We start from the raw sequence: 16,023 nt of genomic DNA, 5'->3' as shown, positions 1-16,023 counted from the left end.
CATGAACCGATCTCTTGACGCCAGCGCTTCGCGCGCCAAAGGCGATGCCCCGGCCGGCCGGGGGCTGCGGCTGTGGGCGCGCGCGATGCGCGTGCTGTTGTGGCTGCTGGCGGGCCTGTGGGGGGTGTTCATCCTGTCCTGGCTCGTTTTGCAGGCGTGGATTGTGCCAAGGATCGAAACCTGGCGCCCCGACCTGGAACGCTGGGCCACACAGGCGGTCGGGATACCCGTGAGCATCGGCGCCATCCGCGCCGTCGAGGCCCCGAAGCTGGCCGGGGTGCTGCCGCCGCTGGTGCCCTCCTTCGAACTGCTCGACGTGCGCCTGCACGACGCCAGCGGCCGCAGCGCCCTGGAGCTGCCACTGGTGCGCGGGGCGGTGTCGGTGCGCTCGCTCTGGAACGGCGGCTTCGAGCAGTTGCTCATCACCCAGCCCAGCCTGGACGTGCGCCGGCGCGCCGATGGCCGCCTCGAGATCGCGGGCATCGACGTCTCGGGCCAGGGCGGCGGCGACCACGCCGCCGCCGACTGGTTCTTCGCGCAGGCCGAATTCGTGGTGCGGGGCGGCACCGTGCGCTGGATCGACGAGCAACGCCAGCAGCCACCGGTGCTGCTGCGCGACCTCGACTTCGTGGCGCGCAACGGCACGCGCACCCACGAGCTGCGCCTGGACGCCACGCCCGAGCCCGAATGGGGCGAACGCTTCAGCCTGCGCGCGCGCCTGCGCGAGCCCCTGCTGCGTCTGCCGCTGGAGCGGCCGGCCGGCCAGGCGCCCTGGGACGACTGGAGCGGCGAGCTCTACGCGGAGTTCGCGCGCGCCGACATCTCGCGCCTGCGCGCCCACGCCGACCTGAGCGACTGGGGCGTGACCGTGCGCAGCGGCGAGGGCGCGCTGCGCGCCTGGGCGCGCGTGCAGCAGGGCCAGGTGCAGGGCCTGACGCTGGACCTGGCGCTCGACGGCCTGGACCTGCAGCTCGCGCCCGATCTGCCCGACCTGGCGCTGTCGCAGGCGCGCGGCCGCCTGGAGGCGCAGTGGTCCGAGCGCGGCATGGCCCTGGGCTTCGACGACCTGGCCTTCATCACGCGCGAGGGCCTGGTCTGGAGCGGCGCCCGCGTGCGCCTGGAGCACACGCTGGCGCGCGAACGCCAGGGCGCGCGCACCGCCGTGCAGGCGCAGGCCGTGGACCTGCAGACCGTGGCGGCCATCGCCGAGCGGCTGCCGCTGCCGGCGGACGCGCGCGGCTGGCTCGCGCGCCTGCAGCCGCGCGGGCGGGTCGACACCCTGGACCTGGTCTGGCAGGCGCGCGCAGCGGCCCCATGGCCGAGCACGTGGTGGCCCGCGCCAAGGGCCGCGTGAGCGCGCTCGCCCTGGCCGGCGAGCCCAGTGGCCGCCGCTCGCGCAATGGCCGCTTTCCCCTGCCGGGGCGGCCCGGAGTGGAGGGCGCCGACATCGACTTCGACCTCGACCAGAACGGCGGCCAGGCCACGGTGGCCGTGCGCCAGGGGGCCTTCCTGCTGCCCGACGTGTTCGAGGACCCGCGGGTCGCGCTCGACCGCTTCGACGGCCGCGTGCGCTGGCAGGTCAAGGGGGACAGCCTCAACGTCGAGCTCGACCAGGCGTCGCTGGCCAATGCGCACGCCGAAGGCACGGTGCGCGCGCGCTGGCACACCGGCGACCCGGCGGCCCAGCCCGCGCAGCCTCGCCTGCCCGGCGTGCTCGACCTGAGCGCCCAGCTCACGCGCGCCGATGGCACCGCCGTGCACCGCTACCTGCCGCTGTCCGTGCCCGAAGACGCGCGCCGCTATGTGCGCGAGGCGGCGCTGGCCGGTGGCGCGCGCCAGGTGAGCTTCCGCATCCAGGGCCTGGTGGACGACATCCCCTTCGACGAGGCCCGGCACAGCCCAGGCAGCTTCCGCATCGAGGCGGCGCTGGAGGGCGTGGACTTCGATTACCTGCCGGCCGCCCTGCAGCCACAGGGCGAGGCGCGCTGGCCCGGCGTGCGCCAGGCCAGCGCGCGCTTCGTGCTGGACCGCGGCAACATCCACATCAGCGAGATCCGCGGCCGCCTGGACGGCGCGCCGGGCGTCGCGCTGGACCAGGGTGGCGTGGACATCGAGGACATGGCGCACGACACGCGGGTGCGCGTGCGCGCCCATGGCCAGGGCCCGGCCGCCGAGCTGCTGGGCTTCGCGCAGCGCTCTCCGGTGAACGCGCTCACCGAGGGGGCGCTGGCCACGGCCAGTGCCAGCGGGCCGGGCGAGGCGACGGTGCAGATCGAGCTGCCGCTCAGGCACCTGAAAGACAGCACGGTCAGCGGCAGTGTCAAGCTCGACGGCACCGATCTGCGCCTGGCGCCCGGCGCGCCGCTGCTGGCCCGCACGCGCGGCACGCTCAGTTTCACGCACCAGGGGTTCGCCTTCAGCGGCGCGCGCAGCCAGGTGCTGGGCGGCGAACTCAGCTTCGACGGCAGCCTGCGCCCCGACGCCCAGGGCCGCGCCGTGGCGCAGTTCCGCGGCAGCGGCAGCGCCAGCGCGGCCGGCTTGCGCGAGGGCGGGCTGGGCCCGCTGTCGGCCCTGGCCGCGCACGCCAGCGGCAGCGCGCGCTACACCGCCACGCTGGCCTTTCGCGGCGGCGCGCCCGAACTGCGCCTCGACAGCAACCTGCAGGGCCTGGCGCTGAACCTGCCGGCGCCGCTGGCCAAACCCGCCGAGGCGGTCTGGCCGCTGCGCGTGGAGACCAGCGTGCTGGCCCAGCACAACGACCAGGCCAGCAGCGACCGCCTCAGTCTGCAGCTCGGCCCGGCGGCGCAGCCGCTGGTGGACCTGCTCGCCGAGCGCGAGCTGCGCGGCGACGGCGCGCGCCTGTTGCGCGGCACCCTGGCCGTGGGCCTGCCGGCTGGCGAGCGCATGGCCCTGCCGCCGCAGGGCCTGCACGCCCAGGTGCGCGTGGGCGAACTCGACCTGGACGCCTGGCAGGCCCTGCTGCGCGGCAGCGGCGCCGACGCCCTGGCCAGCGCGGGCGAGGCCGCGCCGCAGGCCGTCTCGCTGCGCGCCGACGCGGTGCTCACCGGCGGGCGGCGCTTTCACCGCGTGGTGGTCGGCGCCTCGCGCGAGGGCGCGGTCTGGCGCGCCAACGTCGACGCGAACGAGCTCAACGGCTACGTGGAATTCCGACCCGCGGGCCGGCCGGCCGCCGGCGGCAGCTCTACGCGCGCGCCTGGCGCGCCTCACGCTCTCGCCCGCCGCGCCGAGCGAGGCCGATGCCCTGCTGCAGCAGCCCAGCAGCGTGCCCGCGCTGGACGTGGCGGTGGACGACCTGCAGTGGGGCGGGCGCTCGCTCGGCCGCGTGGAGATCGAGGCCGTCAACCGCGGCGGGCCCACGCGCGTGGGCGAATGGCGGCTCAACGCGCTGCGCGCCACGCTGCCCGAGGCGCGCCTGAGCGCTTCCGGCAACTGGGCGCCGCTGGGCGGCGGCGACGGCGGCGCGCGCCGCACCGCGCTGCAGTTCCGCCTGGACGTGGACGACAGCGGCGCGCTGCTGCGCCGCTTCGGCAAGGAGGGCCTGGTGCGCGGCGGCAAGGGCCGGCTGGAGGGGCGCGTCGGCTGGATCGGCACGCCCTTCGACCTCGACCTCGGCACGCTGGCGGGCACGCTGCGCCTGGACGTGGAGCGCGGCCAGTTCCTCAAGGCCGACCCGGGCGCGGGCCGCCTGCTCGGCGTGCTCAGCCTGCAGGCCTTGCCGCGCCGCCTGGTGCTGGACTTCCGCGACGTCTTCTCCGAGGGCTTCGCCTTCGACTTCGTGCGCGGCGACGCGCGCATCGACCAGGGCGTCATCCACACCAACAACCTGCAGATGAAGGGCGTGAACGCGGCGGTGCTGATGGAAGGCTCGGCCGACCTCGCGCGCGAGACGCAGGACCTGAAGGTGGTGGTGGTGCCCGAGCTCAACGCCGGCACGGCCTCGCTCATCGCCACCGCCATCAACCCGGCGGTGGGCCTGGGCAGCTTCCTCGCGCAGTTCCTGCTGCGCCAGCCGCTGCAGAGCGCGGCCACGCAGGAATTCCGCGTAAGCGGCGGCTGGGCCGACCCGCAGGTGGAGAAGCTGGCCCGCCCGACCCCAGCGCCCACGCCCGGCCCCACGCTGCAGTAAGCTCGCCGGCTTCCCCCCACCAGGGCGCTGGCACGCCCCTTTCCGCCGGAGGATTGACCGCATGAAAGTCGCCGCCATCCAGATGGTGTCGGGCATCAGCCTGGACGCCAACCTCAGCGAAGCCCTTCGCCTGCTGCGCCAGGCCGCCGCCTGCGGGGCCGAGCTCGCGGTGCTGCCCGAGTACTTCTGCTTCATGGGCGCCAAGGACGAGGACAAGCTGCTCATCGCCGAGAACGAGGGCCTGGGCCGCGTGCAGGACTTCCTGGCCGACGCCGCGCGCGACCTCGGGATGTGCATCGTCGGCGGCACCCTGCCCATGGCCACCAGCGACCCCTCGCACGCCGCCAACGCCTCGCTCAGCTTCGACGCCAAGGGGCACCGCCTGAGCCGCTACGACAAGATCCACCTGTTCCGCTACGACAACGGGCGCGAGCGCTACGACGAGGCAGCGGTGCTGCAGGCCGGCGACACGCCCACCCACTTCGAGCTGCGCGCGCGCGACGGCGAGAACTGGCGCATCGGCCAGAGCGTGTGTTACGACCTGCGCTTCGCCGAGCTGTACCGCCTGCTGGCGGCCGAGGTGCTGCTGGTGCCGGCCGCCTTCACCTACACCACCGGCTCGGCCCACTGGGAGGTGCTGCTGCGCGCCCGCGCGATCGAGAACCAGGCCTTCGTGATCGCCAGCGCGCAAGGCGGCGTGCACGAGAACGGCCGCCGCACCTGGGGCCACAGCATGGTGATCGACCCCTGGGGCCAGGTGATGGCCCTGCACGCCGAGGGCCCGGGGCTGGCGCTGGCCGACATCGACATGGCCCGCATCCGCCAGGTGCGCGAGCAGCTGCCCTGCCTGGAACACCGCGTGCTCTGCTGAGCGCCGAGCCGCGCCCGTGAGCCGCGCCCTGAAGTCGCCCCGCTGGCCGCTGTGGGGCGCCTTGCTCCTGCTGGTGGCCGCGCTGCTCGCGGTGCTGGTGTTCCTGGCGGCGGAGTACGAGGTGGGGCGCGACCAGGCCGCGCTCGACCAGGACGCCACCACCGTGGTCGGGGAGATCCGCAGCGCGCTGCTGCGCAACGTGCAGACCCTGCAGTCGCTCAACGCCTTCTCGCCCACGCCCACGGGCTGGGACGCGCCCGCCGCCGAGCTGCTGGCGCAGCGGCGCGAGCTCGTGCGGCTGGAGTGGCGCGACCCGGCCATGCAGGTGCTGGCGCAGCGCCTGTCGCCCTACCGGCCCGACGTGTTCGACCTGCTGCCGCGCAGCCAGGCCCTGCCTGAGGTGCGCCAGGCCTGCGACGCGGCCCTGCGCCTGTCGGGGCCCGCCTATTCCGCCAGCTACTTCTGGCCCAAGCGCGACGGCCGTGGCCTGGAGGTGATGGAGCTGTGCCTGCCCCTGAGCGAGGCCGGCGAGTCGCGCGGCTTTCTCATCGCCACCTATTCGCTGCCCGCCATGCTGGCCGAGCTGACCGACGCGGCCACGCTGCGCGGGCGCGGCCTGAGCTTCGTGGAGAGCGACGGCGCGCGGCTGGCCGTGCACAGCGTGGTGCCGTTGCAGCGGCGCACCCTCAGCGCGCACGCCCTGCTCGACCTGCCCGGCCACACCCTGCTGCTGCAGCTGGAGAGTCCGCGCCGCGCGCTCGGCCTGTTCCCCAACGTGCTCACCGGCGTGGTGGGCGCGCTGTCGCTGGCGCTGCTGGCCGTGCTGGCCCTGCTGGCGCGCGACATGCGCCGGCGCCAGCGCGCCGAGCAGCGCGCGGCCGACGCCCTGGCCTTTCGCAAGGCCATGGAGGACTCGCTGGTCACCGGCCTGCGCGCGCGCGACATGAGCGGGCGCATCACCTACGTGAACCCGGCCTTCTGCCAGATGGTGGGCCTGAGCGCCGAGCAACTCGTGGGCAGCGGCCTGCCCGCGCCCTGGTGGCCGCCCGAGCTGGTGGACGAGTACCAGCAGCGCCAGGCCGTGCGCCTGGCCGGGCAGACCCTGCCGCGCGAAGGCTACGAATCGGTGTTCCGCCGCAGCGACGGCACGCGCTTTCCGGTCCTCATCATCGAGGCCCCGCTGATCGACGCGCAGGGCGTGCAGACCGGCTACATGAGCGCCATCATCGACCTCACCGAGCAGCGCCGCATCGAGGAGCTCAACCGCGCCTCGCAGGACAAGCTGCAGGCCACGGCGCGCCTGGCCACGGTGGGCGAGATGGCCTCGCTCATCAGCCACGAACTCAACCAGCCGCTGGCCGCCATCGCCAGCTACGCCAGCGGCACGCTCAACCTGCTGCAGCAGGGGCCGCAACGGGGCGAGGACCCGGTGGGCGACGACATCGAGCGCGCCATCCGGCGCATCGCCGAGCAGGCCGAGCGCGCGGGCCGCGTGATCCGCGGCGTGGCCGACTTCGTGCGCCGCCGCGACCAGGTGCGCGAGGCGGTGGAGCCGCATCTCCTGATCGAGGGCATCTCCACGCTGCTGACGCTGCAGGCCAAGAAGCGCGGCATCCGGCTGCAGGTGGAGATCGCGCCCGGCACGCCGCGCGTGTGGTGCGACCGCACCATGGTCGAACAGGTGCTGCTCAACCTCGCGCGCAACGGCATGCAGGCCATGCCGCTGGGCGACCCGGGCACGGCCAGCGGCCTGCGCGTGCTGCGCATCGCCATCGCGCCGGTGATGGGCGAGGCCCACGAGCCGGGCGCGGGGCGCTGCGCGCGCTGGGTGCGCGTGGACGTGATCGACCACGGCCAGGGCCTGCCGCCCGAGGTGGCCCAGCGCCTGTTCACGCCCTTCTTCACCACCAAGGCCGAGGGCATGGGCCTGGGCCTGAGCCTGTGCCGCACCGTGGTGGAGCAGCACGGCGGCGCCCTGCACTTCGAGCCGGCCTTGCCGCGCGGCACGCGCTTTTCCTTCACGCTGCCCGTGGCCGAGGCGCACGCGGCGCAGCCGCTGGAGGCCCACGCCGCCTGAAGGGCCGGGCGGGCCGCGCTCCTATCATCCGCCCATGACCGAATTCCCCGACGCGAAGATCTACCTGGTGGACGACGACGCCGGCGTGCGCGAGGCGCTGGCCTGGCTGCTGCGCACGCGCCGCCTGATCAGCGACGGCTTCGACAGCGCCGAGGACTTCCTGGCCGGCGCCGCCATTGCGCGCCAGGCGCCCGACGTGCCCTGCTGCGTGCTGCTGGACGTGCGCATGCCCGGCATGAGCGGCCTGGCCCTGTTCGAGAAGCTGCGCCTGCTGCCCTGGCAGGCGGCCATGCCCATCATCTTCCTGTCGGGCCACGCCGACGTCGCCACCGCGGTGGCGGCGGTCAAGCGGGGCGCCTTCGATTTCTGCGAAAAGCCGTTTTCCGACAACGCCCTGGTCGACCGGGTCGAGCAGGCGCTGCGCCAGTCGGCCGCGCAGCTGGCCGAGCGCGCCGTGCGGCACGAACTGCAGCAGCGCCTGGACAGCCTGACCGAGCGCGAGCGCGACGTCATGAACCTCGTGGTGGCCGGCCTGCCGAACAAGCTGGTGGCCGATCAGCTGCAGATCAGCGTGCGGACGGTGGAGGTGCACCGCTCGCGCGTGTTCGACAAGATGGGCGTGAAGTCGGCGGTGGAACTGGCCAACCGCCTGCGCGATGCATGAGCAGGCGCCCGAACGCGGGAACGATCAGCGCCCGGGCGGGTCCTGTTCCCGGGCGGCCGGCTTGTCGCGCTCGCCGTCCTCGGGCAGTTCGCCCTTGCGGCGACCGGAGAACATGGTCCACCACACGATGAACACCAACAGGAGCAGCGCGCCCAGCGCTTCGAGCAACAACAAGGTCATGGCGGACGGAATCGAAGGAATGAACAGGCTGGCGCGGTGGGCCGTGGCGGCGGGCATTGTAGGCAGCCTCGCGGCCTGCGCCGTGGGCCCACGGGTGGTGCCCGAACCGCAGCCGGAAGTTCCCGCGCCGGAAGCGGCGATGGGCCCGGCGGCCAAGCAGCACAGCAAGAGCCGCTGGGTGCCGGTGACCTGGAGCGCCCTGCCCGGCTGGGGCCAGGACGGCCTGCACGAGGCCTGGAACGCCCTGCTTCAGGGCTGCGAACGGCCCGCGCCGGGCTTCGAGGCGGTGTGCGCCGAGGCGCGGCCGCTGGCCTTCGCCGACGCCGCGCGCCAGCAGGCCTGGATGCAGGAGCGCCTGCAGCCCTACCGCGTGCTCGAGGCCGACGGCCGCGAGCCGGACGGCCTGCTCACGGGCTACTACGAGCCCATCATGGACGCCACGCGCGAGCCCACGGCGACCCACCGCGTGCCCCTGTATGGCGTGCCCGCCGGTCTGCCCGCCACCGCCAGCGGCCAGCGCTGGTACACGCGCCAGCAGATCGACACCCTGCCCGAGGCGCAGGCGGCGCTGCGCGGGCGCGCCATCGCCTGGCTGGCCGACCCGATCGACGCGCTGATCCTGCAGATCCAGGGCACGGGCCGCGTCAACCTGACCGAGCCCGACGGCCGGGTGCGCCAGGTGCGCCTGGCCTTCGCGGCGCACAACGGCCACACCTACCAGAGCGTGGGGCGCTGGCTGCTCGACCAGGGGGCGATCCGCGAGGCCTCGTGGGAATCCATCAAGGCCTGGGCGCGGCAGAACCCCGAGCGGCTCAACGAGATGCTGTGGAGCAACCCGCGCACGGTGTTCTTCAAGGAAGATCCGCTGAGCCCGCTGGACGCGCGCTTCGGCCCGCGCGGCGCCCAGGGCGTGCCGCTGACGCCGGGGCGTTCGATCGCGGTGGACCCGCAGAGCATTCCCTACGGCACGCCGGTGTGGCTGGCCACGCAGGGCCCGGCCTTGGTGGCCAACCGCCTGGTGCTGGCGCAGGACACGGGCGGCGCCATCCTGGGCGCGGTGCGCGCGGACCTGTTCACCGGCTGGGGTGGCTGGAACGACGAGGCCTACCGGCAGGCGGCCACGCTCAAGCAGCCGCTGCGCCTGTGGGTGCTGTGGCCGCGCTAGCGTCCCCCCAGCACCTCCAGCAGGAAGGCGCTGGTGCGCACCGCCGCCCCCCGGCTGGCCGGCAGGCGCAGCGTGGCGGCAAAGTGGGCCCGCTGCTGCGGCGATGAGAGCAGGTCCTTGGCCCGGTTGACCCGCGTCGCGGCGTCGGCGGGCCAGTGGCCGCCCGCGGCGATGAAGTCCGGGTGCGTCAGGCGGATCATCAGGCGGTAGTGCTCGCGCAGCTGCGCCGGCTCGAAGTCCGGGGTCAGGCCGAGCAGGGTGAAGGGGTCGGCGCCCGGGCGCAGCATCACCGTGCGCACGAAGTAGCGCGCCGCGCGGCGCAGCTCGGCCTCGTTCCAGGGTGTCGCGGGCAGGCCCTCGACCGCCCGCCCGCTGGCCAGCAGCATCACGCGGCCGATCCCGTCGAACAGGGGCCGCGGCTCGCGCAGCCGCACCGGGTAGCGCCCGGGCGAGCGCTCGAAATCGAGCAGGGTGGACAGCAGGCGGTTCCAGTCGGGCGCGGGACGGCCGGGCGCGGTCACTGCACGGTCCTCATGCCGAATGCGGGCCCATGGTGGGTTCGATGCGGGGCTGGGCCGTCAGCGGCACCGGGCCGGGGGTTGGCCGGGCGGTGCGCGGCGCGCGCCGCGCGCCCGGGGCATGGCCGTGGCCGTAGTAGTCCGCGTAGGCGCGGTCGATGATGTGCTCGCTGCGCGCGTGCGTGAGCACCACGCCCATCGGGCTCAGCCCGGCGGTGCGCAGGCGGCGCAGCGCGTCCTTCAGGCTTTCCTTGCGCGTCACGCCGGCCCGCACGGCCAGCACGATGTTGTGCACCTGGTTGCCCAGCGCGATCGCGTCCGAAATGCCCAGCAGCGGCGGCCCGTCGATCACGATCTGCTCGTAGCCCAGCGCCCGCGCCTGGTCCAGCAAGAGGCCCAGGCGCGGTCCCATCAGCAGCTCCACCGGATCGGGCGGCACCGGCCCGGCCGTGATCAGGCCCATGTTGTGCACCGGCGTCTCGCGGACCAGCATCGCGCTGTCGAGGTCTTCGCTCAGGAAGCTCGACAGGCCGCTGTCGTTCGGCAGCTTGAGCAGGGTGTGCATGCCGCCCTTGCGCATGTCGGCGTCGATCAGCAGCACCTTCTGGCCCATCTGCGCGAAGTTGATGGCCAGCGCGAGCGCCGTCGTGCTCTTGCCCTCGTTCTTGCCGCAGCTCGTCACCACGAAGCGCTCGGGGGCGCCGTCGGCCGTGCTGAACTGCAGCGCGGTGCGCATGGAGCGGTAGGACTCGGCGAAGGTGCCGCGCGGCTCGTGGTGGGCCAGCAGCGCCACCGCCTCCTTGCGGCCTTTCGGCGGGCGCGTGAAGGGGATCAGGCCCAGCAGCGGCAGGCGGTAGCGCGTTTCGATGTCGTTGGCGTTCTTCACGGAGTCGTCCATCTGCTCGCGCAGCAGGGCCAGCAGCAGGCCCAGGAACAGGCCGGCCATCAGGCCCAGGCCGATGTTGAGCTTGACGTTGGGCGAGGCCGGAAACAGCGGCACCGCCGCCCGGTCGACGATGCTCACGTTGTTGGTCGTGAGCCCCGCCGTCACGCTCACCTCCCGCAGGCGCTGCAGCAGGCTGTCGTACACCTGCCGGTTCGTGTCCAGCTCGCGGCTCAGCAGGTTCATGTCCACGCTGCGGTCCTGCACGCTCAGCACCTCCGCGCGGGTGCTGGCCACCTTGGCGCGCAACTGGTCCTCGGCCTTCTTGGCGGCCAGGTACTGCCCCTGGATGCTCGACAGGATGTTGTTCACCTCCGTCTTGATGCGACCGTCCAGCTCGGCGATCTGCGCGCGAGCCTGCACCATGCTCGGGTAGTCGGGCTTGAAGACGGAGCGGTTCTTGGCGTAGTCGGCTTCCAGGCGCGCGCGCTGCTCCTTGTAGGCGCGGATGGCCTCGTTGACCACCGCCTGGGGCGCGCTCTCGGGGTCGAGCCGGACCTGGTTGTAGAGCGTCTCGGCCTTGATGCGGTCCTGCTCCGCCTTGGCCAGCGCGGCGGAAAAATCCACGAAGGTCTGGGTGGCGGCGCTGCCCTTGTCGCCCAGGTTCAGGATCTGGTTTTTCTTGGCGTAGGTGTTGATGACCCGCTCGCTCTCTTCCAGCTTGGCCTTGGTCTGGCGGATCTGTTCCTCCAGGAACTGGCGCGCGTAGAGCGAGGACTCCAGCTTGCGCTCGATGTGCGTGGCGAGGAAGGCCCGGGCGGTGGTGTTGGCGATGCCGGCGGCCAGTTGCGGGTCGGCGTTGCGCACGCTGATCTGCACCAGGCGCGAGTTGCGGATGGGCTCCACGGTGAGCGACTGCTGGAACTGCGCCAGCGCGCTGGCGCGGTTGAGCGTGTTCTGCTCGGGTGGCGCGGTGGCCACCAGGCCATGCAGCCGGGCCAGCCAGCCGCCCAGCAGGGCGCTGGCCTGTTCGAGCGGCCCGGCGGGCGCCGCGGCCACCGCATCGCCTTCACCCGGCGCGGCGGCGGCGGGCGCCGACGCGCCGGGCTTGTACAGGCCCATCTCGTCGATGACGCGCTCGGCCAGGCTGCGGCTCTTGAGCAGCTCCACCTGCGTGCGCAGCTGCAGCTGCTCGGACAGCGGGCCTTCCTCGACCTCGAACTCGGTGTTGAAGCCCACCACCTTCTGCGCCGCGCGGTCGATCTGCAGCATGACCGTGCTCTCGTACTGCGGCGTGATGCGCAGCGTGTACAGGCCGGCCGCCAGGGTGAACAGGGCGGTCACGCCCAGGATGAGCCGCCGGTGCCGCGCCAGGGCGCGCCAGAGGGTCTTGAGGTCGATGCGGTCCTCCGCCGGGGCGCTGGATTCGCTGCGCGCGAACAGCAGCTCGGACAGGGCGGCTTCGCGCTGCACCGCCAGCGCGTCCCTCGGGTCGGGCGTCGCGGGCAGCGGGTGTCGTTCAATGGCCATGGGTCCCTCCCCGTCAGTTGAATGGGTTGAGCGTGTTCAGGATGTCGCTGAAGAGCGAGTCCCGCAGGGCCGTGCGCCGGGCGTTGCGCTGGACCACGATGACGTCGTCCGAGCGGATGTCGGGGTCCCTTTCCTGGCCCGCGCGCACCTTGTCGAGGTCGTAGGTGAACTGTTCGCGCGCGCCGCCCGCCTGGTTGCGGTAGACGACGATCTTGTTGATGTCCGCATAGGGCGCGAAGCCACCCGACAAGGCCAGGGCGCGCAGCAGCGTGAGCTGGCCCGCGATCGGGTAGACGCCGGGCCGCAGCACCGCGCCTTCGATGGCCACGCGGCGCGTGGTGAACTCCTTGATGAAGAGCGACACCTGCGGGTCCTGCAGGTACTTCTCCTGGTAGCGGTCGGCGATCAGCCGCGCCGCGGCCTGCGTGGTCAGCCCGGCCACCGGCACCTGGCCGATGAGCGGCAGCGAGACCTCGCCCGTGGCGTTCACGCGCAGGTCGCGTTTCATGTCGGGCACGCCGAACACGTCGAACTCCATCAGATCGTTGGGCGAGATGCGGTAGTTCGGGTCGACGCCGCCGGCCGGGGCCGCGCTCAGCGCGGCGGCGGCGCCAGGGGTGGTGCCCGGCGCCTCGAGCGGCGCGCTGGCCGGCACCGCGTGCGCGGCCCCGGGGCCCGCCTGCGGCGGCGTCTGGGCCCGCAGCGGCAGGGCCGCCGCCACGGCCAGCAGCGCCGCGCCCGCCAGGGCCCATGGCCGGGTGTTCTCGAAGGGGTGGGTGTGCATGATCAACTCCTTTCTGGCCCGGGTGGGGCCTGCTTCAGACGGCGGCCCGGCGGGTGTCGCTCGGGCGCGCCTGCGCCAGGGCCAGCAGCTGCGCCTCGAACCGGCGCAGGACCGCGTCCCGGCTCAGTTCGGCCTCGGCGTAGCGGCGGCCGCGCTCGCCCATCGCGGCGCGGCCGGCGGGGTCGGCCGCCAGCGCGCGCAGCGCCTCGGCCATGGCGGCCGGGTTCTCGGGTGGGACCACCCGGCCGCAAGCGGCGTCGTGGGTCACCACGCGGCACAGCTCGGTGCCGGCCATCGCGGTGGCCAGCACGGCGCGGCCGCTGGCCAGCATGCCGGTGAGCTTGGACGGCATCACCAGGTCGGCCGCGTCGGCCCGCTGCGGCAGCAGGTGCACGTCGGCCAGACCGAGCCAGTCGTTCAGCCGCTCCAGCGGCTGCAGATCAAGGAAGCGCACGTTGGGCAGGCTCGCGCAGCGCGCCTGCAGGGCGGCCCGTCCCGAGCCGCTGCCGCCCAGCACGAAGCGGATGCGGGGCTCGTCGCGCAGCAGGTGCGCCACGTCGGCGATGACCTCCAGCCCCTGCTTGTTGCCCATGTTGCCGGAGTACAGGGCAACGACGGCGTCCGGCGCCAGGCCGAGCTCGGCCCGGTAGGGGCTGGGCGCGGCCAGCGGCGCGATGCCGTCGATGTCCACCCAGTTGGGGAAGTGCACCACGCGCTCGGGCGCCACGCCTTTGTCGAGGGTGCGCTCCACCATGCGGCCGCTGAGGGTGGAGACGCGGTCGAAGCGCCGCATCAGCCAGCGCTCGGCGCGCTGGACCGCGCCGCGCAGCGCGCGGCCTTTGATGAGCCCCAGCTCGAAAGCGGCGTCGACCTCGTGGTCCTGGATGTGCAGCCAGGCGCTGGCCCCGCGCAGGGTGGCGAACAGCGCCGCGGCGGGCGCGCACATCAGCGGCGGCTCCACCACCCACACCACATCGGGCTTCCAGCGCCACTGGGCGCACAGCGCCGGCAGGCTGCTCAGCGCGAAGCTGGCCAGGTGCAGCAGGCGCTGGAGGCCGCCCGGCTGCCGCGGCACCCACAGCGGCGCGCGGATGATCCGAACGCCCTGCCAGTGCTCGATGCGGTAGCGGCGGGCGCTGTGGCCCTCCTGCACCCGCCAGGCCGGGTAGTACGGGGGGGCGGTGATGGCGCGCACCTCGTGCCCCGCCTGGGCCAGCCACTGCGCCATCTCGCCGGTGTACTTGCCGATGCCGGTGAGCTCGGGCGCGAAGTTGATGCCGTAGACGAGCAGCTTCATGGCGCGCCCTTTGTCTGAGGGGGCCTGGCGGGCCGCGCCGCTTCGCCGCGGACGGGGGTGGCCTCGCCCGTGAACGCGCGCACGCCCATGAACTTCAGGGTGTAGTCGCTGATGTTCTTGTGGCTTTGCGCCGAGACGATCAGGTAGAAGTTCTGTCGCCGCGCGATCTCGGGCACGTAGGGGTGCGAGGCCTCGAGCACCGGCCGGCCATTGAGCCACCAGCGCACGCTCAGGGTGTCGGGCGAGTAGGACACGCCGAAGACGTTCGCTTGGGTGCGGTCCAGCGGTTCCTTGGAGGTCGGGTTGGGGTTCTGGATTTTTTTGTAGTTGGGGTAGATGCCGGACCACGAAATGGCCGTGTGGTGTCCGCCGGGGCCGAAGCCGCCCTCGTCGATGTCCAGCTCGAACCAGCGCTCGAAGCCCTTGGGATCGCCTTCGTAGACGTCTTCCATGCGCGGGTTGTGTTCGATGGGCATGAGCCAGACGGCGGGAAAGTTGTCGCGGTCGTTCGACGAGATCGCCACCTGGGCCTCGATGTAGAACGGCCGGTCGCCCCTGAGCAGGGGGAACTGGCCGGGGTGCGCGGTGGCCTTCGCGGTGGCCAGCAGGCCGCCGCGCTTGAGCACCACGCCGTCGTCGGCGGGCCCGTAGAGGCTGGGGCCCTTGAGCGGCGCGAAGGAAACGCCGCTGTGGTACTTGTACCCGTCGGCCTTGCCGGTGAAGTCCACGTCGCCGAGGCGCGGGCAGTCGCGGAACAGCGCCTGCCGCGCGCCCACCTGCAGCGCGCCCGGTGGCGGCGTGGCGTCCTCGCAGATGAGGGCGCTGCTGGCCGGCGTCTGGGCCTGGGCCTGGACGGGCCCCGCCAGGCCCAGGGTGGCCAGCAGGCCCAGGCGCCAGGGGGAGAGGAACCACCGGTGCATGCCGTGCCCTCCGGTCAATGCCGCGGCGCCAGCCGCTGGTCGCCGACGTCCACGTCCCTGGGGGCGTCGCTCTGCGCCACCAGCTTGTGCCCGGTCAGCCGGCTCAGCTCGGCGCAGATGGCGGCCTTGTCGTGCAGGTGGGCCACGGCCTGTTGCAGCTCCATGACCCGGGCCCCCACCAGGAAGCGGTACCAGTAGCCCTGCAGGAAGTGGTAGACCAGCCCGCTGCGGCCGTCCAGGAAGCCCCGCTGGAAGACGTAGCGCCACACGAAGTACAGCGTGGCGCTGAGGGTGAAGGGGATGCGGTTGTAGATCCGCTCCTTGGCCCAGCGCTTGAACGCCGCCTGGTGCGAGGCGCCGCGAGCGTTGAGCGCGCCGTCCTGGGCGAACAGGCCCAGGCGCTGGTTCAGCACCTCGATGGCTTCGCGCGTGGCGTACCGGTTGTGCTTGTCGATGAAATAGGCCAGGTCCTTGAGGTTGTGGTCGGCGAAGCCGCCGTCGAAGGTGACCGTGCGCCCGCCCCAGACCACCATGTGCTCGTCCATCCAGCGGTTCTCGATGCGGCCGTGCCCCTGGCGCCACAGGCGCAGCAGCCGCAGCGGGTAGCGGCCGCCATGGCGCACCCAGCGGTCCATGAAGATGTGCTTGCGCTTGAGGTTGACGCCGACCACGTCGGCCGGCAGCCGGGGCAGCTTCTCGGCGATCTCGCGGGCGAGGTCGGGCTCGATGATTTCGTCGGCGTCCAGGCGCAGCACCCAGTCGCCGCGAATGTCGAGCGTGTCCAGGGCCCATTGGAACTGCCGCGCCTGGTTGACGAAGGCGTGGGTGCAGACCTCCGCGCCCAGGCGCTGCGCGATCCCGGTGGTGCCGTCCGTGGAGCCGGAGTCCACCACGCAGATCTGGTCCGTGAAGGCCTGGATGGAGCGGATCGCGCGCTCGATGTGGAGGGATTCGTTGTGGGTCAGGATGATCGCCGTGATGCGCATC

Annotated in this window: 13 protein-coding genes and 1 pseudogene; 7 read left to right on the top strand and 7 right to left on the bottom strand. The window is 73.2% G+C overall.

Annotation, left to right across the window (positions count from 1 at the left end):
- Position 1 precedes the first annotated feature (1 nt).
- From SOM08_RS22080 to SOM08_RS22060, 6 genes and pseudogenes are all read left to right on the top strand, one after another.
- The gene (locus SOM08_RS22080; protein ID WP_322469769.1) at positions 2-1,354 is read left to right on the top strand and encodes a hypothetical protein; all 1,353 of its coding nucleotides are present in this window, start codon (positions 2-4) and stop codon (positions 1,352-1,354) included.
- Positions 1,315-2,559 (top strand): annotated as a pseudogene (locus SOM08_RS22555) (DUF3971 domain-containing protein); the annotation flags it as partial. The gene SOM08_RS22080 and the pseudogene SOM08_RS22555, both read left to right, overlap by 40 nt.
- A gap of 724 nt (positions 2,560-3,283) precedes the next feature.
- Complete coding sequence (locus SOM08_RS22550) at positions 3,284-4,147, top strand: YhdP family protein (RefSeq protein ID WP_416187025.1); 864 nt, start codon at positions 3,284-3,286, stop codon at positions 4,145-4,147.
- A 61-nt stretch (positions 4,148-4,208) separates the two neighbouring features.
- Positions 4,209-5,018 carry a carbon-nitrogen hydrolase family protein gene (locus tag SOM08_RS22070; RefSeq protein WP_116960090.1) on the top strand — a complete coding sequence of 270 codons (810 nt, stop codon included), beginning with the start codon at positions 4,209-4,211 and terminating at the stop codon, positions 5,016-5,018.
- Between the two features lie 16 nt (positions 5,019-5,034).
- Positions 5,035-7,095 (top strand): two-component system sensor histidine kinase NtrB, encoded by a 2,061-nt coding sequence (locus SOM08_RS22065; protein ID WP_116960089.1) that lies wholly within the window; start codon positions 5,035-5,037, stop codon positions 7,093-7,095.
- A 34-nt stretch (positions 7,096-7,129) separates the two neighbouring features.
- Entirely contained in the window at positions 7,130-7,759 is a 630-nt protein-coding gene (locus SOM08_RS22060) for a response regulator transcription factor (protein WP_116960088.1), read from the top strand.
- 24 nt (positions 7,760-7,783) lie between these two features.
- Here SOM08_RS22060 and SOM08_RS22545 read toward each other — a convergent pair whose 3' ends face one another.
- A complete protein-coding gene (locus SOM08_RS22545) occupies positions 7,784-7,996 on the bottom strand; it encodes a hypothetical protein (protein ID WP_416186981.1) in 213 nt (70 codons plus the stop codon).
- On the opposite strand from SOM08_RS22545, the gene SOM08_RS22055 reads away from it, so the two are divergent.
- A complete protein-coding gene (locus SOM08_RS22055; protein WP_416186980.1) occupies positions 7,959-9,104 on the top strand; it encodes a murein transglycosylase A in 1,146 nt (381 codons plus the stop codon). The two genes, SOM08_RS22545 and SOM08_RS22055, sit on opposite strands and share 38 nt — an antisense overlap.
- Here SOM08_RS22055 and SOM08_RS22050 read toward each other — a convergent pair.
- Genes SOM08_RS22050 through SOM08_RS22025 form a run of 6 tightly spaced genes read right to left on the bottom strand, consistent with a single transcriptional unit; the run spans position 9,101 to position 16,022 of the window.
- Positions 9,101-9,625, bottom strand: coding sequence for a J domain-containing protein (locus SOM08_RS22050; protein WP_116960087.1), 525 nt, complete (start codon positions 9,623-9,625; stop codon positions 9,101-9,103). The two genes, SOM08_RS22055 and SOM08_RS22050, sit on opposite strands and share 4 nt — an antisense overlap.
- Before the next feature lie 10 nt (positions 9,626-9,635).
- On the bottom strand, positions 9,636-12,035 hold the full coding sequence (locus tag SOM08_RS22045) for a GumC family protein (protein WP_322469766.1): 2,400 nt from the start codon (positions 12,033-12,035) through the stop codon (positions 9,636-9,638).
- 13 nt (positions 12,036-12,048) lie between these two features.
- Entirely contained in the window at positions 12,049-12,819 is a 771-nt protein-coding gene (locus tag SOM08_RS22040) for a polysaccharide biosynthesis/export family protein (protein ID WP_322469765.1), read from the bottom strand.
- A 34-nt stretch (positions 12,820-12,853) separates the two neighbouring features.
- On the bottom strand, positions 12,854-14,116 hold the full coding sequence (locus SOM08_RS22035) for a glycosyltransferase WbuB (RefSeq protein WP_322469764.1): 1,263 nt from the start codon (positions 14,114-14,116) through the stop codon (positions 12,854-12,856).
- Positions 14,113-15,036 (bottom strand): hypothetical protein, encoded by a 924-nt coding sequence (locus tag SOM08_RS22030; protein WP_322469763.1) that lies wholly within the window; start codon positions 15,034-15,036, stop codon positions 14,113-14,115. The genes SOM08_RS22035 and SOM08_RS22030 overlap by 4 nt, the downstream gene beginning before the upstream one ends.
- Positions 15,037-15,050: 14 nt before the next feature.
- Positions 15,051-16,022, bottom strand: coding sequence for a glycosyltransferase family 2 protein (locus tag SOM08_RS22025; RefSeq protein ID WP_116960082.1), 972 nt, complete (start codon positions 16,020-16,022; stop codon positions 15,051-15,053).
- Between the last annotated feature and the right edge of the window lies 1 nt (position 16,023).

This window comes from Hydrogenophaga sp. SNF1 (assembly GCF_034421675.1).
In the GTDB taxonomy this organism is placed as follows: domain Bacteria; phylum Pseudomonadota; class Gammaproteobacteria; order Burkholderiales; family Burkholderiaceae_C; genus Hydrogenophaga; species Hydrogenophaga borbori.
Note: the sequence above shows the minus strand (reverse complement) of the source record. Positions and strands in the feature narration are given on the sequence as shown.

What these genes read in the sequence shown, in the direction of transcription:
- SOM08_RS22030 (WP_322469763.1), bottom strand. Translation starts at nt 15,036, where the DNA reads ATGCACCGGTGGTTCCTCTCCCCCTGGCGCCTGGGCCTGCTGGCCACC.
- SOM08_RS22040 (WP_322469765.1), bottom strand. Translation starts at nt 12,819, where the DNA reads ATGCACACCCACCCCTTCGAGAACACCCGGCCATGGGCCCTGGCGGGC.
- SOM08_RS22035 (WP_322469764.1), bottom strand. Translation starts at nt 14,116, where the DNA reads ATGAAGCTGCTCGTCTACGGCATCAACTTCGCGCCCGAGCTCACCGGC.
- SOM08_RS22055 (WP_416186980.1), top strand. Translation starts at nt 7,959, where the DNA reads ATGAACAGGCTGGCGCGGTGGGCCGTGGCGGCGGGCATTGTAGGCAGC.
- SOM08_RS22080 (WP_322469769.1), top strand. Translation starts at nt 2, where the DNA reads ATGAACCGATCTCTTGACGCCAGCGCTTCGCGCGCCAAAGGCGATGCC.
- SOM08_RS22025 (WP_116960082.1), bottom strand. Translation starts at nt 16,022, where the DNA reads ATGCGCATCACGGCGATCATCCTGACCCACAACGAATCCCTCCACATC.
- SOM08_RS22545 (WP_416186981.1), bottom strand. Translation starts at nt 7,996, where the DNA reads ATGCCCGCCGCCACGGCCCACCGCGCCAGCCTGTTCATTCCTTCGATT.
- SOM08_RS22070 (WP_116960090.1), top strand. Translation starts at nt 4,209, where the DNA reads ATGAAAGTCGCCGCCATCCAGATGGTGTCGGGCATCAGCCTGGACGCC.
- SOM08_RS22045 (WP_322469766.1), bottom strand. Translation starts at nt 12,035, where the DNA reads ATGGCCATTGAACGACACCCGCTGCCCGCGACGCCCGACCCGAGGGAC.
- SOM08_RS22060 (WP_116960088.1), top strand. Translation starts at nt 7,130, where the DNA reads ATGACCGAATTCCCCGACGCGAAGATCTACCTGGTGGACGACGACGCC.